Origin of the sequence: Aeromonas sp. S15(2024), from assembly GCF_041402265.1 — a bacterium.
GTDB classification, from domain to species: domain Bacteria; phylum Pseudomonadota; class Gammaproteobacteria; order Enterobacterales; family Aeromonadaceae; genus Aeromonas; species Aeromonas dhakensis.
On sequence record NZ_JBGLQY010000003.1, the window covers coordinates 390912 to 413088 of the forward strand.

General features: G+C 65.2%; 17 protein-coding genes and 1 pseudogene. 10 read left to right on the plus strand and 8 right to left on the minus strand.

All coding sequences use genetic code 11. From position 1 onward, the window contains the following. Positions 1-15: 15 nt before the first annotated feature. The 5 genes from mmsB to ACB033_RS09110 all read right to left on the minus strand — a co-directional run bounded on the left by mmsB (position 16) and on the right by ACB033_RS09110 (position 5808). Positions 16-936 (minus strand): 3-hydroxyisobutyrate dehydrogenase, encoded by a 921-nt coding sequence (gene mmsB / locus ACB033_RS09090; RefSeq protein WP_371140470.1) that lies wholly within the window; start codon positions 934-936, stop codon positions 16-18. Between the two features lie 27 nt (positions 937-963). Further along, positions 964-2067, minus strand: a complete 1104-nt coding sequence (locus ACB033_RS09095; protein ID WP_371140471.1) for an enoyl-CoA hydratase/isomerase family protein — start codon at positions 2065-2067, stop codon at positions 964-966. A gap of 70 nt (positions 2068-2137) precedes the next feature. Next, complete coding sequence (locus ACB033_RS09100) at positions 2138-2935, minus strand: enoyl-CoA hydratase (protein ID WP_016350891.1); 798 nt, start codon at positions 2933-2935, stop codon at positions 2138-2140. Positions 2936-3058: 123 nt separating this feature from the next. Continuing rightward, on the minus strand, positions 3059-4216 hold the full coding sequence (locus ACB033_RS09105; protein WP_025201631.1) for an acyl-CoA dehydrogenase family protein: 1158 nt from the start codon (positions 4214-4216) through the stop codon (positions 3059-3061). Between the two features lie 80 nt (positions 4217-4296). Next, on the minus strand, positions 4297-5808 hold the full coding sequence (locus tag ACB033_RS09110) for a CoA-acylating methylmalonate-semialdehyde dehydrogenase (protein WP_371140472.1): 1512 nt from the start codon (positions 5806-5808) through the stop codon (positions 4297-4299). 245 nt (positions 5809-6053) lie between these two features. Between ACB033_RS09110 and ACB033_RS09115 the strand changes: the two genes are divergently transcribed. The 9 genes from ACB033_RS09115 to ACB033_RS09155 all read left to right on the plus strand — a co-directional run bounded on the left by ACB033_RS09115 (position 6054) and on the right by ACB033_RS09155 (position 18129). Further along, positions 6054-7202 (plus strand): isovaleryl-CoA dehydrogenase, encoded by a 1149-nt coding sequence (locus ACB033_RS09115; RefSeq protein ID WP_017786947.1) that lies wholly within the window; start codon positions 6054-6056, stop codon positions 7200-7202. After that, entirely contained in the window at positions 7199-8800 is a 1602-nt protein-coding gene (locus ACB033_RS09120) for a carboxyl transferase domain-containing protein (protein WP_371140473.1), read from the plus strand. The genes ACB033_RS09115 and ACB033_RS09120 overlap by 4 nt, the downstream gene beginning before the upstream one ends. A 9-nt stretch (positions 8801-8809) precedes the next feature. After that, entirely contained in the window at positions 8810-9649 is an 840-nt protein-coding gene (locus ACB033_RS09125; RefSeq protein ID WP_017764325.1) for an enoyl-CoA hydratase-related protein, read from the plus strand. A gap of 109 nt (positions 9650-9758) precedes the next feature. Further along, entirely contained in the window at positions 9759-11720 is a 1962-nt protein-coding gene (locus tag ACB033_RS09130; protein WP_139725832.1) for a biotin carboxylase N-terminal domain-containing protein, read from the plus strand. Next, on the plus strand, positions 11720-12688 hold the full coding sequence (locus ACB033_RS09135) for a hydroxymethylglutaryl-CoA lyase (RefSeq protein WP_025201625.1): 969 nt from the start codon (positions 11720-11722) through the stop codon (positions 12686-12688). The genes ACB033_RS09130 and ACB033_RS09135 overlap by 1 nt, the downstream gene beginning before the upstream one ends. Positions 12689-12699: 11 nt before the next feature. Next, on the plus strand, positions 12700-13122 hold the full coding sequence (locus ACB033_RS09140) for a MerR family DNA-binding transcriptional regulator (RefSeq protein WP_005301493.1): 423 nt from the start codon (positions 12700-12702) through the stop codon (positions 13120-13122). 38 nt (positions 13123-13160) lie between these two features. Next, positions 13161-13922 (plus strand): ABC transporter substrate-binding protein, encoded by a 762-nt coding sequence (locus ACB033_RS09145; protein ID WP_139725831.1) that lies wholly within the window; start codon positions 13161-13163, stop codon positions 13920-13922. Between the two features lie 48 nt (positions 13923-13970). Continuing rightward, positions 13971-16871, plus strand: coding sequence for a DUF748 domain-containing protein (locus ACB033_RS09150; RefSeq protein WP_139725830.1), 2901 nt, complete (start codon positions 13971-13973; stop codon positions 16869-16871). 661 nt (positions 16872-17532) lie between these two features. After that, positions 17533-18129 carry a GPR1/FUN34/YaaH family transporter gene (locus tag ACB033_RS09155; protein ID WP_017764320.1) on the plus strand — a complete coding sequence of 199 codons (597 nt, stop codon included), beginning with the start codon at positions 17533-17535 and terminating at the stop codon, positions 18127-18129. An 82-nt stretch (positions 18130-18211) separates the two neighbouring features. Here the strand turns inward: ACB033_RS09155 and ACB033_RS09160 are convergent, their stop codons facing one another. Together ACB033_RS09160 and ACB033_RS09165 are read right to left on the minus strand one after the other, a co-directional pair. After that, positions 18212-19021, minus strand: a complete 810-nt coding sequence (locus ACB033_RS09160) for a zinc-dependent peptidase (protein WP_139725829.1) — start codon at positions 19019-19021, stop codon at positions 18212-18214. An 18-nt stretch (positions 19022-19039) separates the two neighbouring features. After that, positions 19040-19476: pseudogene (locus ACB033_RS09165) on the minus strand (GNAT family N-acetyltransferase). Between the two features lie 316 nt (positions 19477-19792). Between ACB033_RS09165 and ACB033_RS09170 the strand changes: the two are divergent. Continuing rightward, a complete protein-coding gene (locus ACB033_RS09170; protein ID WP_017779667.1) occupies positions 19793-21292 on the plus strand; it encodes a sodium:alanine symporter family protein in 1500 nt (499 codons plus the stop codon). Between the two features lie 66 nt (positions 21293-21358). Here ACB033_RS09170 and ACB033_RS09175 read toward each other — a convergent pair whose 3' ends face one another. After that, positions 21359-22165, minus strand: coding sequence for a crotonase/enoyl-CoA hydratase family protein (locus tag ACB033_RS09175; protein ID WP_054544788.1), 807 nt, complete (start codon positions 22163-22165; stop codon positions 21359-21361). Positions 22166-22177 lie beyond the last annotated feature (12 nt).

A 22177-nucleotide genomic window follows, 5' to 3' on the forward strand; every position in this document is an offset into this window, starting at 1 on the left:
GGTAGATAGCGGCCCTTAACCCGGCTCTGTCTTGTCCAGATAGAGTTCGACGATGCTGGAAAAATCCCGGCCCCCCTGCCCCTTGGTGGCGTGCAGGTTGAAGAGGTTGCGGGCCAGCGCCCCCATGGGCACGGCGCTGTGGGCATGCTCGGCCAGGGCCATGGCGAGCCCCAGGTCTTTGACCATCAACCGGGTCATGAAGCCCCCCTGATAGTTGCGCGACGCCGGCACGTTCTCCATCACCCCGGGCCAGGGGTTGTAGCGCTCCAGGCTCCAGTTGTTGCCCGAGCTCTTGCCCATGATGGTGGAGAGCACGCCCGGATCCAGCCCCTCCTTGACCCCGAGCGCCAGCGCTTCCGCAGTGCCCGCCATGTGGATGGCAAGCAGCATGTTGTTGCACATCTTGGCGATCTGGCCGGCACCGAGCGCCCCGGCGTGAAACAGGTTCTGCCCCATGCAGGCGAGCACGGGTTTGGCCGCCTCAAAATCCGCCTGTTCGCCGCCGACGATGAAGGTCAGCGTCCCCGCCGCCGCGCCGGCCACCCCTCCCGACACCGGAGCATCGAGAAAACGGATGCCGCGCGCCTGCGCCGCCGCCCCCACCTGGCGGGCCGAGGCCACGTCTATGGTGGAGCAGTCGATGACCAGGGCGCCGTGCGGCAGGGCCGCCAGCAGATCCTGCCCACCCCGCTCACCGGCGCTCTCGCCAAGCCAGAGGCTGCGCACATGCTCCCCCGCCGGCAGCATGCTGATCACCAGCTCGCAGCCGCTCACCGCCTCACGGGCATCGCCGGCGGCGATGCAGCCAGCCTCGATGGCGCGGGTCAGGCTGTCGGCCACCAGATCAAACACCTGCACCCTGTGCCCCGCCCTGGCCAGGTTGGCGGCCATGGGGCCCCCCATGTTGCCAAGCCCGATAAATCCAATCCTTGTCATGGTCTGTTCCTTGTGTGTGATCCCGCGTCAACGGGGGCGCAAGGGGTTGTCCCCCTCGGGCCAACGATAGAAGGCATCCAGCCAGGCCTCACCCGTCTGCGGGGCCTGCCAGCGGGGGGATTTGTCCTTGTCGATGAGCAGAGCCCGCACCCCTTCGACGAAGTCCCCTCTGAGCACGCAGTTGACCGAGAGGGTCAGCTCGTCGGCAAACACCTCGGCCAGCGACTGGCGCCGTGCCTGCCAGAACTGGCGCCAGAGAATGGCGCGACTGATGGGGCTGCCGCTCTGGCAGGTCGCCCGCGCCTGGGCCAGCGCCGGTTCGTCCAGCTCGGCCCCCTTGAGGCGTGCCAACACCCCTTGCAGGGAGCGACCGGCCAACAGCATATCGATGCGGGCCTGGTGGGGTAGCAGCACGGGGGCTGGCAGCGTCTGGCCAAGAGATTGCTGCAAACCGGCCAGCAACCCCTCGATCTGCTCGCTGGCATCGACAGCGCCGGACCAGTCGAGGGCGGCGAGGCGCGCCGGCAGCTCCGCCCGCTCGTAGCTCGCCATGGCGTGATCCGCCAGAGCCAGACCGATGGCGTCCGCCCCGTTGAAGCGGGCCCCGGTGAGGCCGAGCCAGAGCCCGAGCCGGCCCGGCATCCGGCTCAAAAACCAGCTTGCCCCCACATCCGGGTAGAGGCCTATGGTCACCTCCGGCATGGCGAACAGGCTCTTCTCGGTCACCACCCGAAAACCGGCCCCGGCAAAGAGGCCAATGCCGCCCCCCATGCAGATGCCGTCCGCCACGCAGATGAGGGGCTTGCTGTAGCAGTGGATGTGGTGATCGAGCCGGTACTCCTGCTCAAAGAAGTCACGGGCATAACCAAACAGTGCCGACTCGCTCGCCTCCTGCTTGCGGTAATAAAAAGAGCGGATGTCGCCACCGGCGCAAAACGCCTTCTCGCCGGCCCCCTGCAGCAGCACGCAGACGATGGCCGGATCCTGCTCCCAGCGGGTCAGCGCCGCCTGCAACAACTGGATCATCTCAAGGCTCAGGGCATTGAGGGAGGCGGGGCTGGCCAGGGTCAGCATGCCGATGTGGCGACCATCCGCGGTGGGGTGGGTCTCGATGCGCACAGGCTCACTCATGGCTGGCCCCCGCAGACCGGGTATCAGCCCCTGTGACACGGCGGGCCGCCATCATTACCTCATTCATCCTTCACTCCCTTTTCAACGGCGTGGGTTGGTCGTAGTGCCAGCGCGGGGCCCGCTTCTCGAGGAAGGCGGCCACCCCTTCGCGCTGGTTGGCATCCTCAAACAGGGTGAGGAACAGGCTGCGCTCGAGCGGCAGCGCCGCGTCCCGATGGCCGCTGCGCCCCTGATTGATGAGGGTCTTGCAGGCGCGCAGGGCGCTCGGGCTCTGGCGCTCCACCAACTGGGCCATCTGGTGCGCCGCCTCCCAGGCGTGGCCCTCCTTCACCACCTCCTCCACCAGCCCCATCTCGTAGGCCAGGGTGGCGCTCACCTTCTCGCCGCAGAGGATCATCCGCTTGGCCCAGCCCGGCCCCACCAGTTCGGTGAGGCGCTGGGTACCGCCGGCGCAGGGCAGCAAGCCCACCGAGGCCTCCGGCAGGCCCAGCTTGGCCTGCTGCTCGGCGATGCGGATGTCGCAGGCCAGCGCTACCTCGAGGCCGCCCCCCATGGCGTAGCCGTTGATGGCGGCGATGCTGACCCCGTGAAAGCGCGCCAGCGCCTCGAAGGCGCGGCCAAAGGCCTCGGCCACTTCGCGGGCGTGCTCGACGTTGCCGTCGGCAAACATGTTGAGATCGGCGCCGGCACAGAAGAACTTGTCCCCGGCCCCGCGGATCACCAGCGCCACCACGTCGGGGCGGCCGTCGAGCTCCACCATCATCTGCAGGAAAGCCTGCAGGCTGGCGAGCGTCCAGGTGTTGGCGGGAGGATGGTCGAGGGTGATGTAGGCCACGTGACCGTGATATTCGAGCCTGATCCTTGTCATTGCGTTGTCCTTGTCAAAAAACCTGCCCCATGATGACAGGGTTGAATGGAGCCGACCTGCGGCTGGCTCACAAAGCCTGACGACGAGTCACGCCAACCGCGTCGTCAGGGCGGCCCCCTCTCGCTACTCCAGCGCCAGACCGGGCTCGGCCAGCAGACGGCGGGCGATGATGAGCCGCATCACTTCATTCGTCCCCTCCAGAATGCGGTGAACCCGGGTATCGCGCAGGTAGCGCTCGAGCGGGTACTCGCGGATATAACCATAGCCGCCAAAGAGTTGCAGGGCGTCGTCGCAGATGCGGTGGCCCACATCGGTGGCAAAGCGCTTGGCCATGGCGCACCAGGCGCTCTTGTCCGGCGCGCCAGCATCGAGTCTCGCGGCCGCCTGACGCACCAGCAGCCGGGCGGCCGCGAGCTCGGTGGCCATGTCGGCCAGGCGGAACTGCACGCTCTGGAATTCGCTGATCGGGTGGCCAAATTGCTGGCGCTGCTGCACATGGGCCAGGGCATCGTCGAGGGCCTGCTGGGCGGTGCCGACCGAACAGGTGGCAATGTTGATGCGCCCGCCATCGAGTGCCTGCATGGCGAACTTGAACCCCTCGCCCTCCTGCCCCAGCCGGTAACGAGCGGGAATGCGCACGGCGCTGAAGTTCACCTCCCGGGTCGGCTGGCTGTTCCAGCCCATCTTCTCCTCCGCCTTGCCGTAACTCACGCCGGGGGTCTGGGCCGGCACCATGAAGGCGGAGATCCCCTTCGCCCCCTCGCCACCGGTGCGGGCCATCACCACCAGCACGTCGGTGCTGCCGGCACCCGAGATGAACACCTTGCTGCCATCGATGACGTAATCCTCGCCATCGCGCACGGCGCGGGTCTTGAGGGCCGCCGCATCGGAGCCGGCCCCTGGCTCGGTGAGGCAATAAGAGCCCAGCAGCTCGCCGCTGGCCAGCCTCGGTACCCACTCCTCGGCCACCTCGGCAGGCAACCAGCTGCCCAGCATCCAGCTCACCATGTTGTGGATGGTCAGATAGGCGGTGGTGGAGGTGCAGCCCATGGCGAGGCGCTCGAAGATAAGGCTGGCATCGAGTCTCGGCAGGCCGAGGCCGCCATACTGCTCCGGGGTGTAGAGGCCGCAAAAGCCAAGCGCCGCCGCCTGCTTGATGGTGGGGACGGGAAATTCATGTTCCTTGTCCCAGCGCGCGGCGTGGGGCTTGAGCGCCTCCTCGGCAAAAGCGCTGGCGGCCTCCACATAGGCCTGCTGATCCGGGGTCAGGTTAAAATCCATCTTGTTCGCTTCCTTTTACTTGTTCGGTCGTTCCGTGTCTGTCAATGGGGCGCCCGGACAACCCGGGCGGCATCCTGCCGTCAGCGCAGCTGGATGGTCATGTTGGGGCCGGTCGGGATGTCTTCGTCGAACCAGCGTTCGGTCACCGTCTTGGTCTCGGTGTAAAAACGCACCGCCTGCTTGCCGTAGGCGTGCAGATCCCCGTAGAAGGAGCCGCGCCAGCCGGTGAAGGAGAAAAACGGCAGCGGCACCGGGATGGGCACGTTGATCCCCACCTGGCCCACCGCCACCTCGTGACGGAATTTGCGGGCGGCGGCGCCGCAGCCGGTGAAGATGGAGGTGCCGTTACCGTAGGGGTTGTCGTTGATGAGGGCGAGCGCCTCATCGAGGTTCGCCACCTCGAGGCAGGCCAGCACGGGCCCGAAGATCTCCTCCTTATAGATACGCATCTCGGGAGTCACGCCGCGAAACAGGGTCGGCCCCACCCAGTTGCCCACCGGGTAGCCGGACACGTCGCAGAAGCGGCCGTCCAGAAGGCACTCGGCCCCCTCGGCGATCCCCGCCTCGATAAGCCCCTCCACCCTGACTTTGGCCTCCGGGCTGATGAGGGGGCCGTAGGCGGCTTCGGGATCGTGCCAGACGCCGGGTTTTACCTTGGCGAACTCGGCGGCGAGCTCGGGGATCCACTCCCGGGCGCTCCCCACGAACACCGCCACGCTGATGGCCATGCAGCGCTGACCGGCGGCGCCGACCCCGGCCCCCACCAGGTTGCTCAGCACCTGCGCCTTGTTGGCATCCGGCATGATCACCATGTGGTTCTTGGCGCCGACAAAGCACTGGGCACGCTTGAGCTGGGAAGTGGCGCTGCGATAGACGTGGCCGCCGACCCGGGCCGAGCCGACGAAGCTGACCGCCTTGATGTCGGGATGGGCCAGCAGGGCATCCACCTGCTCGGCGCCGCCGTGCACCACCGACAGAATGCCCCGGGGGGCCCCCGCCTCGGCAAACAGCTCGGCCAGGCGCATGGGGGTGAGCGGATCCTGCTCGGAGGGCTTGAGCACGAAGCCGTTGCCGCAGGCTACCGCCAGCGGGAACATCCAAAGCGGGATCATGGCCGGAAAGTTGAAGGGGGTGATGCCAAGGCAGACCCCGAGCGGCTGCACCCAGGAGTGGCCGTCGACCCGGCGGGCCACGTTGCCCATGGTCTCCCCCAGGGTCTGGCTGGCGATGGCGCAGGCCTGCTCCACCACCTCGATGCCGCGCCACACATCCCCCTTGGCATCCGCCAGGTTCTTGCCGGTCTCCTGGGCCAGCAGGGCCGCCAGCTCGTCATGATGCGTCTTCAAGAGATGCTGGTAGTTGAACATCACCCGGGCCCGCTCGGAGGCCGGCACCTCCCGCCACAGCAGATAGGCGTCGTGGGCGGTGCGCACCGCCAGCTCAATTTCTGCCGAGGTGGCCTTCGGCACTCGCGCCAGCAGGCTCTGATCCGCCGGGTCGGTCACCTCGATCCACTGCTCGCTTGCGGAAGGGTACGCCTCCCCGCCGATGTGCAGCGGCACGTCACCGAACCGGGTCTGATGGTTGTTCATGGGCACTCTCTCCTTGCTGGCACATCATGGGCCGTTTGCGGGCGGGCCATGGGCACTCCTGTGACGGGGGACCATCACGACCGGGCAATCGCCCTTGCCGTCATGGCGCAACAAATTTACCTTAGACTAACAATCAATTTACGTTTACGCTAACGTAAACTTAAATCACAAATGGACTGACCAGTTTGGCCCCCTGTTTCAGCTCGGCCGCCAGGCTGTCACCCCTTCATATGAGGAGAGCAAGGATGCATGCAGTGATGGACGAGACCTTGAGCGCCCTGACCGAGCAGGTCGAGGCCTTCTGCCAGAAAGTGATCGCGCCGCGGGCCGGCGACATCGATCAGAGCAACGTCTTCCCCCGCGATCTCTGGCCCCAGATGGGTGAGCTGGGGCTGCACGGCATCACGGTGGCGGAGGAGTATGACGGGGTGAACCTCGGCTATCTGGCCCATGTGCTGGTGATGGAGCAGGTGAGCCGCGCCAGCGCCTCGGTCGGCCTCTCCTACGGCGCCCACTCCAACCTCTGCATCAACCAGATCCACCGCCACGGCACGGCGGCGCAGAAAGCGCGCTACCTGCCGCCGCTGGTGAGCGGCGAGCATGTGGGGGCGCTGGCCATGAGCGAACCGGGCGCCGGCTCTGACGTGGTGAGCATGCGCCTCACCGCGGTGCACGAGGGGGATCACTTCGTGCTCAACGGTAACAAGATGTGGATCACCAATGGGCCCGATGCCGACACCTTCGTCATCTATGCCAAGACGGATCCCGCCGCCGGGCCCAAAGGGATTTCTGCCTTTATCGTCGAGGCGGGCACTCCCGGTTTTTCCACCGCCCAGAAGCTCGACAAGCTCGGCATGCGCGGCTCCAGCACCTGCGAGCTGGTGTTCGACAACTGCCGGGTGCCGCAGGAAAACCTGCTGGGCCCCCTGCACGGCGGGGTCAAGGTGCTGATGAGCGGGCTCGACTACGAGCGGGTAGTGCTGGCAGCCGGCCCCCTTGGCATTATGCAGGCCTGCATGGACGTGGTGCTGCCCTATGTGCGCGAGCGCAAGCAGTTCGGCCAGGCCATCGGTGAGTTCCAGCTGGTGCAGGGCAAGCTTGCCGACATGTATACCCGCCTCGCCAGCAGCCGGGCGCTGGTCTATTCGGTGGCAAGCGCCTGCGATCAGGGCCGCACCAGCCGCAAGGATTGCGCCGCCGCCATCCTGTTTGCCGCCGAAAATGCCACCCAGATGGCGCTCGATGCCATCCAGCTGCTTGGCGGCAACGGCTACATCAACGAATACCCCACCGGCCGCCTGCTGCGGGACGCCAAGCTCTACGAAATAGGCGCCGGCACCTCGGAGATCCGCCGCTGGCTCATCGGCCGCGAGCTGATGGGAGATAACGCATGAGCAGGCTCCACTCCCGCCTCGACACCGCCAGTCCCGACTACGAGGCCAATCGGGCCGCCATGCAGGCCCTGGTCGACGATCTCAATGCCCGCCTGGAGGAGATAGCCTTGGGCGGCGGCGCGGCCAACAACGCCCGCCATCAGGCCCGCGGCAAGCTGCTGCCCCGCGAGCGCATCAACCAGCTGCTGGACCCGGGCTCCCCCTTTCTCGAACTCTCGGCGCTGGCCGGCTGGCAGGTCTATGACGAGCCGGTGCCTGCCGCCGGCATCCTCACCGGCATCGGCAGGGTCTCGGGGCGCCTGTGCATGCTGGTGGTAAACGATGCCACCGTAAAGGGCGGCACCTACTACCCGCTCACGGTGAAAAAACACCTGCGCGCCCAGGCCATAGCCGAGCGACTGCGCCTCCCCTGCCTCTATCTGGTGGATTCCGGCGGCGCCTTCTTGCCGATGCAGGATGAGGTGTTCCCCGACCGGGATCACTTTGGCCGCATCTTCTACAACCAGGCCCGCATGTCAGCCCAGAACATCCCCCAGCTGGCGGTGGTGATGGGGCTCTGCACTGCCGGTGGCGCCTATGTGCCCGCCATGGCGGACGAGTCGATCATGGTCAAAGAACAGGCCACCATCTTTCTGGCGGGCCCGCCGCTGGTCAAGGCCGCCACCGGCGAGGAGATCAGTGCCGAGGCCCTGGGCGGCGCCGAGGTGCACTGCGCCCACTCCGGGGTGGCGGATCACATGGCCCGCGACGATGCCCACGCCCTGGCCATCGCCCGCACCCTAGTGACCCACCTGGGCAACGAGCCGGTAGAGACCAACCCCGGCTACGAGCCCCCCTGCTACCCCATCGAGGATCTCTACGGCCTGGTGGGCACCAGTCTCAAGCGCCCCTATGACGCGCGGGAGCTGATCGCCCGACTGGTGGATGGCTCGGACTTTGACGAATTCAAGGCGCTGTTCGGCACTACCCTTGTCACCGGTTTTGCCCGGATCTGCGGCATGCCGGTGGGGATCCTCGCCAACAACGGGGTGCTGCACAGCGACAGCGCCCAGAAGGGGGCCCACTTCATCCAGCTCTGCAACCGGCGCGCCATTCCGCTGCTCTTTTTGCAGAACATCACCGGCTTTATGGTGGGGAGTAGCGCAGAAAAAGAGGGGATCGCCAAGCACGGCGCCAAGCTGGTCACCGCGGTGGCCTGCAGCCGGGTGCCCAAGATCACCCTGGTCGTCGGCGGCAGCTTTGGCGCCGGCAACTACGGCATGTGTGGGCGTGCCTACGACCCCGATTTTCTGTTCAGCTGGCCCAACAGCCGCATCTCCGTCATGGGCGGCGAGCAGGCGGCCGGGGTGCTGGTGCAGGTACGCCGGGACAAGCTGGCCGCCGAGGGCAAGCCGTTGAGCGAGCAGGAGGCGGCCGCCATCCGCGCCCCGGTGATCGAGCAGTACGAGCGTCAGGGCCACCCCTATTACGCCAGCGCTCGCCTGTGGGATGACGGCGTCATCGACCCGGCCCAGAGTCGCACCGTGCTGGCCCTAGCGCTGGCGGCCTGCCAGGGGGCCGAGACAGGCCCGGAACAGTACGGCATCTTCCGGATGTAAGGAGTTAACATGTCCGATCCACTCAGTCACGACACCCAGTCCGGTTTTCGGCTGGAGCGACACGGCCCGCTGGCCGAGCTGGTGCTGTCGCGCCCGGCCCGCCACAACGCCTTTGATGCCGACCTCATGCTGGGGCTGCTGGACTGCCTCGACGAGCTGGCCCACACCCACGGCCAGGCCCTCGCCGACCGCCCCCACGCCCTGCTGCTGCGCGCCGAAGGCAAGCATTTTTGCGCCGGCGCCGACCTCAACTGGATGCGCAACCAGGCCCACGCCGATTTCGAGCACAACCGGGAAGACGCCCGGGTGCTGGCCCGGCTGATGCAAACCCTGGACGAGCTCCCCTTCCCCACGGTGGCGCTGGTGCAGGGGGCCGCCTACGGCGGGGCGCTTGGCCTCATCTGTGCCTGCGATCTGGTGCTGGCCGCCGATGACGCCCGCTTCTGTCTCTCCGAGGTGAGCCTCGGGCTGGTGCCTGCGGTGATCAGCCCCTACGTGGTGCGCGCCATGGGAATGCGCCAGGCCCGCGCCCTGATGCTCAGCGCCGAACCGTTCGATGCGGTCACCGCCTGCCGCCTCAACGTGGCGCACCGGCGCTGCCCGCCGGATCAGCTGCTGGCCGAAGGACGCGCGCAGGCCCTGCGCCTGTGCCGCAACGGGCCCCAGGCGATGAAAGAGACCAAGCGGCTGCTGGCCGCCCTCGAGAACCACAGCGCCAGCCTGCACGAAGAGAAAACCGTTGAGACCATCGCCCGGGTACGGGTCGGTCTCGAAGCCCAAGAGGGGATGCAAGCCTTCTTCGACAAACGCTCCCCCAGCTGGCGTCCCCGTTTCAAGGATGAGACATGATTCAATACCACCCCATCAAGCGCCTGCTGATCGCCAGCTGTGGTCAATATAACTGGCGTGTGGATCAACACGCTTTGCACTTGTGCGCCTTGAACAACAGGGAGCAAGCATGACCAACCACACTCCAATTAAGCGCCTGCTGATCGCCAATCGCGGCGAAATCGCCGTGCGGATCATCAAGACCGCCCGGCGCCTCGGCATTCACACCATCGCCCTCTACTCGGACGCCGACGCCAGCGCCATGCATGTGCGCGAAGCCGACGAAGCCTGGCATCTGGGGCCGGCCCCCGCCCGGGAGAGCTACCTCGACACCGGCAAGGTGCTGCGCATAGCCCAGCAGGCGAACGCCGACGCCATCCACCCGGGCTACGGTTTTCTCTCCGAGAACAGCGACTTTGCCGCCGCCTGCGAGCAGCGGGGCTTTCGCTTCATCGGCCCAAGTGGCGCCGCCATTCTCGCCATGGGCGACAAGTCCGGCGCCAAGGCGCTGATGCAGGCCGCCGGCGTGCCGGTGCTGCCCGGTTATCACGGCGCGGATCAGCACTCAGAGTTTTTGCGCGATCAGGCGAGCCTGGTGGGCTTTCCACTCCTTATCAAGGCGGCCAGTGGCGGCGGTGGCAAGGGGATGCGCCGGGTCGATCAGCTGGCCGACTTTGACGACGCCCTGGCGGCGGTCAAGCGGGAGGCAAGTTCTGCCTTCGGTGACGACCACGTGCTGCTGGAGCGCTATCTCGCCTGCGCCCGCCACGTGGAGGTGCAGGTGTTTGCCGATACTCTCGGCAACGCCATCTATCTGGGGGATCGGGACTGCTCGTTGCAGCGCCGCCACCAGAAGGTGATCGAGGAGGCCCCCGCCCCCGACATTCCTCCGGCGCTGCGCCGTGCCATGGGCGAGGCGGCCGTCGCCGCCGCCCGGGCCATCAAGTATCGAGGAGCCGGTACCATCGAATTTCTGCTGTGCGGGGAGGAGTTCTTCTTCATGGAGATGAACACTCGGCTGCAGGTAGAGCACCCGGTCACCGAGGCCGTCACCGGCCAGGATCTGGTGGCCTGGCAGTTGGCGGTGGCCGAAGGCAAGCCGCTGCCACTCACCCAGGATGAGGTGGTGCTGCGCGGCCACGCGGTGGAGGCGCGCCTCTACGCCGAGGACGTGGCCGCCGGTTTTCTGCCCGCCAGCGGCCCCATCCAGTGGCTCAGCTGGCCCAAGGGGGTGCGCATCGATACCGGGGTCGGCGCCGGCGATGCGGTGAGCCCCTATTACGACCCCATGATCGCCAAGCTGATCGTCCATGCACCGAGTCGCAGCGAAGCCTTTGCCAGCCTGGCCGACGCGCTGGCGGCGCTGGATCTCGGCCCCCTGGTGCATAACGGCCCGCTCTTGCTGCGCCTGTGCGAAGAGCCCGAGGTGCTGGCGATGGGCCACCACACCCAGTGGCCCATTCCCACCGACCCCCTGCCCGTTCCGGCGCTCGCCTGGCCGCTCGCCGCCCTCTGGCTCGCCAGTCGCCAGCGCGATGCCTCCCCCTGGCAGCAGGCAACAGGCTTTCGGCTGGGCCCCACCCGCAGCTTCAGCGCAGCAGTGCGCATCGGCGAGGAGGCCCGCGTGCTGACCCTCACCGAGCGGGCAGGCGCCCTGCTCTGGCAGGGTGAACAGATCCCGTTCGAGCTTGGGCCGGATCACATACGCCTGCAGCAGGACGGCAACTGGCTGCGCTACCCACTGCAGTCCCTCGGCGAGGGCGACTATCTGCTGCAACTGGCGGGCAGGCGCATCCGCTTCTCGGCCGATGATCAGCATCATCAGCTGCACCATGATCACGAGATGGGCGGCGCCGCCGGCATCCTGGCCCCCATGCACGGCATAGTGGTGGCGCTGCAGGTCGAGGCCGGCCAGCCGGTCAGCAAGGGGCAGCCCCTGCTGGTGCTTGAGGCCATGAAGATGGAGCACGTCCTCAAGGCCGACCGGGATGGGGTGATCGAAGCACTGCAGTGCCGCCAGGGCGAACAGGTGAGTCAGGGCGCCGTGCTGGTGCGCTTTGCCGAAGAGCAGACCGAGCAGGAGGTACGCTAATGAACCGAACACAGGAGAACCGGGACGACAAGGTCAGCCTGGTGGAGATGGGGCCGCGGGACGGCCTGCAAAATGAAACTGCGACCCTCTCGCTGGTGCAGCGGCTGGAGCTCATCGCCCGGCTGGCCGAGAGCGGGCTGCAGCGCATCGAGGTGGGCGCCTTCGTCTCCCCCAAAAAGGTGCCACAGATGGCGGATTCCGCCGCACTGTTCGACGCCCTGCCGCGCAAGGTTGCAACCCGTTACGGCGCCCTGGTGCCCAATCTGCAGGGGCTGCAGGCCGCCATCGCCGCCCGCGCCGACGAGATAGGCCTCTTCACCGCCTGCTCGGACGGCTTTACCCGGGCCAATATCGGCATCAGCGTGGAGGAGTCGCTGGTGCGCTTCGCCCCCCTGGTGCAGGAGGCACGCAGCCTCGGCATCAAGGTGCGCGGCTACCTCTCCACCGTCATCGCCTGCCCGTTCGACGGCCCGACCCGGCCCAAGCGGGTCGCCGCCATGGCTGAGCGACTGCTGGATCTGGGCTGCCACGAGATATCGCTCGGCGACACCATCGGCGTCGGCACCCCGGGCACGGTGGCCCCCATGCTGGATGCGGTGCTGCACGAGATCCCGGCCGGCCGGCTCGCGGTCCATTTTCACGACACCTATGGCCAGGGGCTGGCCAACCTGCTGCCGGCGCTGGAGCGTGGCATCCGCACCATCGACAGCTCGGTGGCCGGGCTTGGCGGCTGCCCCTATGCCCCCGGCGCCTCCGGCAACGTCGCCTCGGAGGAGGTGGTCTACCTGCTTCATGGCCTTGGCATGAGCACAGGCGTCGATCTCGACAAGCTGGCCGCCACCGGCCAGTGGGTGAGCGAGCAGCTCGGCCGCCCCAACGGCTCTCGGGTCGGCCGGGCCCTGCACGCCAATGCCGAGCGGCTGCGCACGCGGCTGTGCCAGCCATCCCCGCACTCATCCCCGCACTAAGGAGCCCCGCCATGCCCAACACCCTCGCCCACGGACTCGCCGGCAAGGAGGTGACCTACAGCATCTCCGAGCTGGCTCACGAGTTCGACATCACCCCGCGCACCATCCGCTACTACGAGGACGAGGGGCTCATCACCCCGACCCGGGAGGGACAGACCCGCATCTACAGCCACAAGGACAAGATCCGCCTGAAATTGACCCTGCGCGGCAAGCGCCTCGGCTTCAGCCTGGCGGAGATCCGCGAGCTGTTCGACATGTATGACACCGACCGCTCCAGCAAGACCCAGCTCAACTCCATGATCCAGCTCATCGAAACCAAGCGCCACTCCCTGCGCCAGCAGCTGGAGGATATCCAGATGGTGATGGCCGAGCTGGAGGCGGCCGAGCAGCGCTGCGTAAATTCCCTTAACGGCTTGAAAACTGGCGCAGATTAACCGAATCTGGGGTTATTTACCCCCTTCCGGGAGCCCCGATGAAACGCTGGTGCTGGTTGTTGCTGCTGCTCTGCTACGGGGCATGGGGCCACCCTGTGATCCGGGTCGGCGGCTACCCCTATGCTCCCTTTGTGATCAAGGATGCGAACGACGGCTATCACGGGCTGACCCTGGATCTTATCGCCCAGCTCAACGACATCCAGCGGGACGTGCGTTTCGTCTTCGTACCCACCTCCGCCACTCACCGCTACCAGGCGCTGGCCCTCGGTCGTTTCTCCCTGATCCTGTTTGAAGACATCCATTGGGACTGGCATGCCGATGAGGTGCTGATGACCCGTCCGCTGCTGCTGGGTGGGGAGATCTATGTTGCGCTCAAGGCGCCGGGGCGGGATCAATCCTTCTTTGATCATCTGGAGCGACGCCAGCTGATCGGGGTCAGCGGCTATCACTACGGCATCGCCGACTTCGACGCGACACCGGGCAACATGAAGCGACGCTTCAACATCACCTTGGTCAAGGACAACGTCAGCGCCCTGCAGGGGCTGTTCAAGGGGCGCGGCGAGGTGGCCATTATCAACCTCTCCTACCTCAACCAGTTCGAGCAAGAACAACCGGAACAGGCCGCACGCCTGCTGCGATCGGACAAATGGGATCAGCAATACGCGCTGCGGGCCCTGCTCAGCCCGGATAGCAGAGTCTCGGTGCAGCAGCTGGAGCTGTGGCTGGATGCGCTTGAAAAGAGCGGAAAACTGGCAAGCCTCTGGACAAGGTACGGCGTACAGAATCAAGTGGCACCATGATAATGACCTGAAAGTTTGTTACCCTATGCGCATCAATTGGAGACCCTCATGCCCAAGCCCCTGCGTGCCCGCCTGCTGCGCTACGCTCTCTACTTCTGCGCCGCCCTGCTCTGTTCTCTGCTCATTCTGTTATGGCAAGCCCCCACCCTCACCCAGCGCCACCTGCCGGCCTGGCTGGCCAAACACTACGGTCTGCACCTGAGCCTGGGGGAGATTGACGTCGGCCTGCGCCACCCCTCCCTCGCCATCGGCTCCACCACCCTGTTTGATGACCAGCAGCAGCCCCTCGTCGCTTTCGATCGCTTGCAGCTCACCCCCCTGATAGGGGAAAGCTGGCGCCAGCGCGCCCTGATCCTCGATGAGGCACTGCTGGTCAAGCCGACGGTCAATCTGGTGCGACTGGCGGATCGCGGCCAAGACGCTCGCTTCAACCTGACCGAGGCGCTGGCCAGCCTGCTTGCGCCGGGTGACGCCGCGACCACCGACAGTGGCGCCCCCCTGCTGGTGCAGATCAACCGGCTGGCAGCCGAGCAGGGTCACATCACCTATCAGGACAGCCGCAAGCAGAGCAGCCCCGGCTGGGTGCCCACCCTGGCCCTGAGCGGGCTCGACCTGCAATTGCCGACCTTCTCCACAGCCCCGGGCCGCGCCAACCCCTTCGTGCTAGGAGCCACCCTCAATAAGCAGAGTCCACTCAAGGCGAGCGGTGAGCTCGACATCATAAACGGCGCCGGCAAGGGCAAGATCAGCCTGGGCAAACTGGCGCTCGCCCCCTTCGCCCCGCTCTGGGCCCCTTATCTCGACGTCAAGCTGGCCAGGGGCGAAGCCAGTGCCGAAGTCTCCTACCAGATAACCGAGGGCAAGCAGGGGCTCAGCTGGCAGCTATCCAAGGGCAAGCTGACCCTCAATGACTGGCAACTCCAGCGCCGCAAGGGCGGCGAATTTGCCCGCTTCAAGCAGCTGGCGCTGACCGGCATCGCGCTCGACGGCAACAAGCAGGCGCTGCAGATCGACCGGGTGACGCTCAAGGCGCCGGCCGTCAGTGCCGTGCTAGATGCCAACCAGCAGCTGGATCTGGCGACCCTGCTTATCCCGCAGCCGCCGGTCAAAACCAGTAAAGCCGCCAAACCGGCCGCCCCGGCCAAACCCTGGCGCTGGAGCCTCAAGCAGACCCGCATCGAACAGGGCCAGCTCAAGCTGACCGAATCGAGCAGCGGCAAGCCGCTGCTGCGCGAGCTCTCCGCCCTGACGCTGGCCCTGGGTCCGCTGGGCAGTCAGAGCGGACAGAGCAGCCCGCTCACCTTGAGCGGGGCGCTCAACAACCAGGCAAAACTGGACTTTGACGGCGACCTCGCCCTGGCGCCCTTCAGCCTCAACGGCGAGATCAAGCAACAGGGTCTGCCGCTCAGCTGGGCCCAGCCCTATCTGCAAGATCTGCTGCGCATCCGCGTGCGCGATGGCCAGCTTGCCAGCCGCACCAAGCTGGCGCTGGCCACCGATGCCAAGGGGGCATTGAGCAAGCTGGAGCTGAGCGGCGGGCTCGACATCGATCGGCTCAACGTGCTGGATCGGGCCGACAACCAGCGCCTGCTGCAAATTGAGCAACTGCAACTGAGCGGCCTGCACTACGACGGCATCAGCCAGCAGGTGAAGATCGACGACATCCTGCTGCGCAAACCCTTCGCCCGCATCGAGATCAACGAGGACAGGGTCACCAACGTGCAGCAACTGCTGCTGCCGCAACCGGCCACGGCCAAGCCCGCCAGCAGCGGGCCGGCCCCCCGCGTCAGCATCGCCCAGGTGCGCACCGAGCAGGGCAACCTGCGCTTTGCCGATCGCAGCCTGAGCCCGGAATTCGTGGTGGACATCGCCTCCCTCAGTGGCCAGAGCCGCCACATCAGCAACATCCCGGGCCAGCGCTCCGAGCTGGCCTTCAACGGCAAGGTGGACCGCTATGCCCCGGTAACCATTCGCGGCGGCACCAACCTGCTGATCGAGCAGCCGGTGCTGGACGTGGCCGTCACCTTCAACAACCTGGAGCTCACCACCTTCACCCCCTACTCCAGCACCTACGCCGGTTACGCCATCGACAAGGGCCAGCTCTCCATGAAGCTCAACTACCAGTTGCACGGCAACCGGCTGGAGGGGGACAACGACATCACCATCAAGAAGTTGCAACTGGGGGAAAAGGTCAAGAGCGAGCAGGCCAAGGATCTGCCGCTGGGGCTGGCGGTTGCCCTGCTGAGCGATGCCAATGGCGTCATCCAGATGAACCTGAAGGTAAAGGGCAATCTGGATCAGCCTGACTTCAGCCTCGGCAACATCTTCTGGGACGTGCTTGGCAACACCCTGCGCAAGGCGGTCACCTCCCCCTTCTCGCTGCTCGCCTCCCTGGCGGGTGGCAGCGAGGATCTGGACGAGCTGCCCTTCCTGCCTGGTGAGCCGGATCTCACCCCCACCCAGCAGGAGAAGCTGACCAAGCTGGCACAGGCCCTCAAGGACAGACCCAAGCTCAGCATGAACATTCGCGGCAAGGTCAACTTCAACGAGGAGCGCCCCATATTGCAGCGCCAGAAGCTCGAGCGGGTGTTGGCCAAGATCACCGGCAACCCGGTGGATCTCGATCTGCTGGAGCAGGACCCCGCCATGCAATCGGCACTGGCAGAGGCCTATGAGGCGCGTTTCAACGAAGATCTCGGGGATCTGGCCGATCGGCTGAAGCTCGATGAAGCGAGTCCGGCCCTGCGCACCCAGGCGGTGCTCCTGCTGCGGGATCAGCAGCTCATCACCGCCAAGTCCCTGCGCAATCTGGCCATGCGCCGCGCCCAGAACACCAAGGAGTTTCTGGTAGACCGCCAGGGGATCGCGCCGGAGCGGCTATTTGTGCTGGACAGCCAGGTCAAGGAGGCCGACAAGGAGGCCAAGGTGGTGCTGACCCTGGATGATTGAGCCGGTGGCATCAGCAGGATGAGGGGGATGCCATTCCCCCTCTTCTTTGGGATTGAGCCCTCCTTTCGAGACCTGTTGCCAAGCGCATGCCCCGCGTTCCTTCTCTTCCCCCTTCATCCGGCCAGCCCTCTCGGCTATCCAGCAACAATCTGCGTCACTGCATAAGGCAAACTGCAGGACCCAAGCTCGCGTTCAACACTTTATCACCCCCATCCTGACCCCTTGTTTCAGATATCCATCTCGTCAGCTCACTCGCCCGGCGCAATGCCCCTTGCTCAACCATGCCGAAGCCGCGGACAGGCAGTCAGGTCGTTTGTATTGAACCGGTCATTGACGCCTCTTGTCTGATGGCATATGAGCGTATTTTTTGGACTCATGTGTGCTCAGGCTTGGCGATGGAAATAGGTAGACAGCGCGGCTCAGCCCATCGTCTCGAACTGTATGAAACTTTCAGAAACGTTCTGATCAATACAATTTTTCAACCTTGCTCGCACCATTCATTCACCTGTCATCTACCTGGATCGCACGAATGGTCAGCCGGGTAAAAAATTCCGTTATTTTTTTACTGTTTCGTCCCTTCCGCCTCTTGCCCGAGGCCAAGAGCCTGCCTAAAATCGCGCGTCTTTTATCAACCCCCACCTCTATTTTTGGAGAACGCCACGTGAGCGAAAAATTGGCCAACCCTGCCCCTCTGGGTCTGATGGGTTTCGGTATGACCACCATTCTGCTGAACATCCATAACGCAGGTTTCTTCCCCATCAGCGCCATGATCCTGGCCATGGGCCTGTGCTATGGCGGTCTGGCCCAGATCATCGCCGGTATCATGGAGTACAAGCGCGGCAACACCTTCGGTGTGACTGCCTTCATCTCCTACGGCACCTTCTGGTGGAGCCTGGTGTTCCTGCTGGTGATGCCGACCATGGGTCTGGCCGAAGCCACTCCGCACGCCTACATGGGCTGGTACCTGCTGATGTGGGGCATGTTCACCCTGTTCATGCTGATCGGGACCGTCAACTACCCGCGCGTGAAGCAGTTCGTGTTCGCCTCCCTGACCGTGCTGTTCTTCCTGCTGGCCGCCCGTGACTTCACCGGCAGCACCCTGATCGGCACCATCGCCGGTTTCGAAGGCATCATCTGCGGCGCCAGCGCCATCTACCTGGCCATGGCCACCGTGATCAACGAGCAGTTCGGCCGCACCGTGCTGCCGATCGGCGATCACAAAAAAGCCGCCGCCGTTCAGCTCAAAGCCGCTGCCTAAGCACCCGGCCGACACAGCTGTCACGAAAAAGGCACCCCGCGGGGTGCCTTATTGTTGGGCGCGATTTGCCAGGTTCACCCGACTAGCCGTGATACTCGGGCTCACCCGCCAGCAGTCGGGTCGCCGGAAAACGCGTCGCCGGCTGCTGGCCGAAGAAGCGGGTGAACTGCTGGTACACCGCCGGATAGGTATCGCGCAGGCGCAGCGGATCGGTAAAAAAGCACTCGCTGCACACCGCAAAGAACTCGGCCGGGTGCGAGGCGGCGTAAGGGTCGATGGCGGTAGGCTCATGGCGATCCAGCTGCGCCTGCATGGCATCGAATGCTGCCTGCAGCGCACTCGTCCACTGGCGCGGATCCATGCCTGCCGGCAGCGGCGGCGCCCCGTCGGCCTCCCCTCCCAGCATGTCGAGCTTGTGGGTCAGCTCGTGGATCACCAGATTGAAGCCGTCCCAGTCCCCGTCCTGCTGCAGCTCGCTCCAGGCCAGTACCAGCGGCCCCTGGGGCCAGGATTCGCCGGCGTTCTCCTCTTCCACCTCGCTCACCAGCCCGAACTCGTCCTGCACCTGCTGGCGGCGCACCACAGGCTCGGGGATCAGGATGATTTCGTGAAAGCCCCGATACCAGTCGAGCCCCAGATGCAGAATGGGCAGCGCCGCTTGCAGGGCCAGCACCGCCTGCTGGCGGGGGGTAAGCGTCACCCCGATCTGGGTGAGGGTCTTGCGGGCCAGCAGCTGCTGCGCCAACCCGATCAGGGTCTCCTCCTCCTCCCGGGAAAAGCCCTGCAAAATGGGCACTGCGGCCAGGGCCTGCTGCCACTCCAGGGCATCCGGCCCCTGCTCATCTTGCCGGGACGCACCACCAAACACACTTCGTAAGCGAGACCAGAACACGCAGACTCCTCTTGCTGATCAGACTGTTTTCACAAACCGTTTCGGACGCTCGACATACCCCTGCGCCAGATAGAAGCGATGGGCCCCTTCCCGCTTGAGGCTGCTGGAGAGCTCCAGCTGGCTGCACCCCCGCGCCTGTGCATGGCTCTCTGCCACGGCCAGCAGGGCGGCCCCCACGCCGCTTCCCCTTGCACCCTCATCGCGACCAGCGCCGAGATCAGGCCCCACTCTGGTGCAACGTGCAGCGGGTTCAGGCAATGCCACACCAAGACGCCTGCGATCCCCTCATCGAGGCAGGCCACCAACACCTCGCGAGCCGGATCTGGCGTCAGCCAGCGATCCCCCAACTCCTGTGGACTGACCGGGTAGCCCAGCTGGCCGAACAAGTCGGCCATGGCGGCCACATCCCCGGCGCAGGCCGGGCGGATCACCGCCGTCTCTCTCTCTGTTTGCATCCTTGGCCTCGATTTTGCTCTGCTTCTCCCCCACGGGCATGCCGATGAAAGAGGAGATGATACCGGGTTGACACCGCATTTTGTCCAACCACATCACGATTTGTTAATGTCAATTCACAAATTAACAAGGTGACAACATATTTCGCTAGGAAGCCCTTGCACAAATCGATATGTTAAAACCCGCGGACTGGCCAGTGGAAACTTCCGCCACCAACCGGCCCCCAATCATAACGAGTGACTCCAGGGTCACCTGAAATTTAAGGGAGCGGGGCAGAGACCCCGCCAACAAGACAGCACAACAAAGGAGTTGTTGTACATGAATGAGATCGTCAATGCCATCAATGGTGTGATTTGGAGCCCTGCGCTCATCTACCTGTGTCTGGGGGTAGGCCTCTACTTCTCCCTGCGCAGCCGCTTTTTGCAACTGCGTCACATCAAGGAGATGATCCGCTTGATGTTTGATGGCAAGAGCACGGATGCGGGGGTCTCCTCCTTCCAGGCGCTGGCCATGACCCTGGCCGGTCGCGTCGGTACCGGCAACATCGCCGGGGTCGCCACCGCCATCACCTTCGGTGGCCCGGGCGCCCTGTTCTGGATGTGGATGGTAGCCTTCCTCGGCGCCAGCTCCGCCTTCGTGGAGTCCACCCTGGGTCAGGTCTACAAAGAGAAGATCAACGGCGAATACCGCGGCGGCCCGGCCTTCTACATCGAGAAGGGACTTGGCATGAGCTGGTTCGCCTGGACCTTCGCCATCGCCACCATCTTCGCCTGCGGCGTGCTGCTGCCAGGGGTGCAGGCCAACTCCATCGGCGCCAGTCTGCAGACTGCATTTGATATCGATCCGAACGTCACCGCCGCCGGTCTGGCGCTGCTGCTCGGTTTCATCATCTTCGGCGGCGTCAAGCGCATCGCCAGCTTCGCCAGTACCGTGGTGCCCTTCATGGCGCTGGGCTACATCATCGTCGCCTGCGTCATCATCGCCCTCAACATCCATGCGCTGCCGGGCGTGATCCTGCTGATCTGGAAGAGCGCGTTCGGGATGGATGCCGGCTTCGGTGCCATTCTGGGTCTGGCCATCATGTGGGGGGTCAAACGCGGGGTCTACTCCAACGAAGCAGGCCAGGGTACCGGTCCGCACGCCTCCTCCGCTGCCGCGGTAAGCCACCCGGCCAAGCAGGGCCTGGTGCAGGCGTTCTCCGTCTACATCGACACCCTGTTCGTCTGCTCCGCCACCGGCTTCATGCTGCTCATCACCGGCCTCTACAACGTGCAGGGGCCGGATGGCGCGGCGCTCTACACCGGCATTGCCGGCGTGGCTGCGGGCCCAGGCTATGTGCAGACCGCCATGGAGAGCATGATGCCGGGCTTTGGCAGCATGTTCGTGGCCATCGCGCTGTTCTTCTTCGCGTTCACCACCATCGTCGCCTACTACTACATCGCCGAGACCAACATAGCGTTCGTCAACCGCAAGATTAACCGCCCCTGGCTCACCTTCCTGCTGAAGCTCGGCCTGATGGCGGCCATCGTCTACGGCACCGTCAAGACCGCCGATCTGGCCTGGGGCATGGGTGACATCGGGGTCGGCCTGATGGCCTGGCTCAACATCATCGCCATCCTGCTGCTGCAAAAGACCGCCTTCACCTGTCTGAAAGACTACGAGGCCCAGCAGGCCCAGGGGCTGGATCCGGTGTTCCACCCGGAGAAGCTCGGCATCAAGAACGCCGACTACTGGTCTGGTCACCGCTCCGAAGACAACCTGGAGCAGGAGAAATCCGGTCACTCGTTCGAGCCGGATCAGGATCGCAAGATCTCCTGATCGCTTAAGACTCACCCAACAAAAATGGCAGCCTCGGCTGCCATTTCTTTTGTTCATTCCTGTCTCTCAGAGCGCATTGCGGCGCGGCCCGAACGGCAGACGCCAGCGAAACAGGCTGTTGAGGGTGGCGCGCCACTGGTTGGGGCGTCCCAGGATCTGCTTTTGCAACCGGGTCTCTTCTTTGAGCATCGCCTCGTCGCTGCGGGCCCAGGCCTGGTTGTAGAGCTGCTTGATCCCCGCCAGCGCGTCGGGGGACTTGGTGATGAGGGTCCTCGCAAACTCCCGCGCCTGGGCCAGCGGATCGTCGCAGACCCGGCTCACCAGCCCGAGGGACTTGGCCTCCGGCGCCGGCAGCTCGCGCCCGCTCATGGCCAGCTCCATGGCGGTATCCACCCCCATCAGGTTGCGCAGGGTGACACTGCCGCTCATGTCGGGGATGATGCCCCACTTGATCTCCATCACCGAGAAGCGGCAATCGGGGGTGCTGAACCGAAAGTCGGCGCCAAGGGCGATCTGCAACCCACCGCCAAAGCAGACCCCCTGGGTCACGGCGATCACCGGCACCGGCAGCTGATGCCAGCCATAGGCCACCCGCTGGGCCAGGTTGGTGGCTTCATCCGCCTCGCGTTTTAAGATCTCGAGCGCCGCCACCGGCTGCTTGAGCATGGATTTCACATCCAGCCCGGCGCAAAAGGCCCGCCCCTCCCCGTGCAGGATCACCGCCCGTAACCCCTTGTGCTGACGCAACTGCTCGAGCACCCCGTCGATGGCGCTGAACATGGCCCTGTCCAGCGCATTGAGCTTGTCGCCCCGCGCCAGCATCACCTCGGCGATGCCGTCCCGGATCTCGCATTTGACCCTTGGTTTTTCCATTTTCCCCTGTCC

Bases quoted from the DNA above. Each gene is read 5' to 3' on its own strand.
- mmsB (WP_371140470.1), bottom strand. From the start codon at position 936: ATGACAAGGATTGGATTTATCGGGCTTGGCAACATGGGGGGCCCCATG.
- ACB033_RS09095 (WP_371140471.1), bottom strand. From the start codon at position 2,067: ATGAGTGAGCCTGTGCGCATCGAGACCCACCCCACCGCGGATGGTCGC.
- ACB033_RS09100 (WP_016350891.1), bottom strand. From the start codon at position 2,935: ATGACAAGGATCAGGCTCGAATATCACGGTCACGTGGCCTACATCACC.
- ACB033_RS09105 (WP_025201631.1), bottom strand. From the start codon at position 4,216: ATGGATTTTAACCTGACCCCGGATCAGCAGGCCTATGTGGAGGCCGCC.
- ACB033_RS09110 (WP_371140472.1), bottom strand. From the start codon at position 5,808: ATGAACAACCATCAGACCCGGTTCGGTGACGTGCCGCTGCACATCGGC.
- ACB033_RS09115 (WP_017786947.1), top strand. From the start codon at position 6,054: ATGCATGCAGTGATGGACGAGACCTTGAGCGCCCTGACCGAGCAGGTC.
- ACB033_RS09120 (WP_371140473.1), top strand. From the start codon at position 7,199: ATGAGCAGGCTCCACTCCCGCCTCGACACCGCCAGTCCCGACTACGAG.
- ACB033_RS09125 (WP_017764325.1), top strand. From the start codon at position 8,810: ATGTCCGATCCACTCAGTCACGACACCCAGTCCGGTTTTCGGCTGGAG.
- ACB033_RS09130 (WP_139725832.1), top strand. From the start codon at position 9,759: ATGACCAACCACACTCCAATTAAGCGCCTGCTGATCGCCAATCGCGGC.
- ACB033_RS09135 (WP_025201625.1), top strand. From the start codon at position 11,720: ATGAACCGAACACAGGAGAACCGGGACGACAAGGTCAGCCTGGTGGAG.
- ACB033_RS09140 (WP_005301493.1), top strand. From the start codon at position 12,700: ATGCCCAACACCCTCGCCCACGGACTCGCCGGCAAGGAGGTGACCTAC.
- ACB033_RS09145 (WP_139725831.1), top strand. From the start codon at position 13,161: ATGAAACGCTGGTGCTGGTTGTTGCTGCTGCTCTGCTACGGGGCATGG.
- ACB033_RS09150 (WP_139725830.1), top strand. From the start codon at position 13,971: ATGCCCAAGCCCCTGCGTGCCCGCCTGCTGCGCTACGCTCTCTACTTC.
- ACB033_RS09170 (WP_017779667.1), top strand. From the start codon at position 19,793: ATGAATGAGATCGTCAATGCCATCAATGGTGTGATTTGGAGCCCTGCG.
- ACB033_RS09175 (WP_054544788.1), bottom strand. From the start codon at position 22,165: ATGGAAAAACCAAGGGTCAAATGCGAGATCCGGGACGGCATCGCCGAG.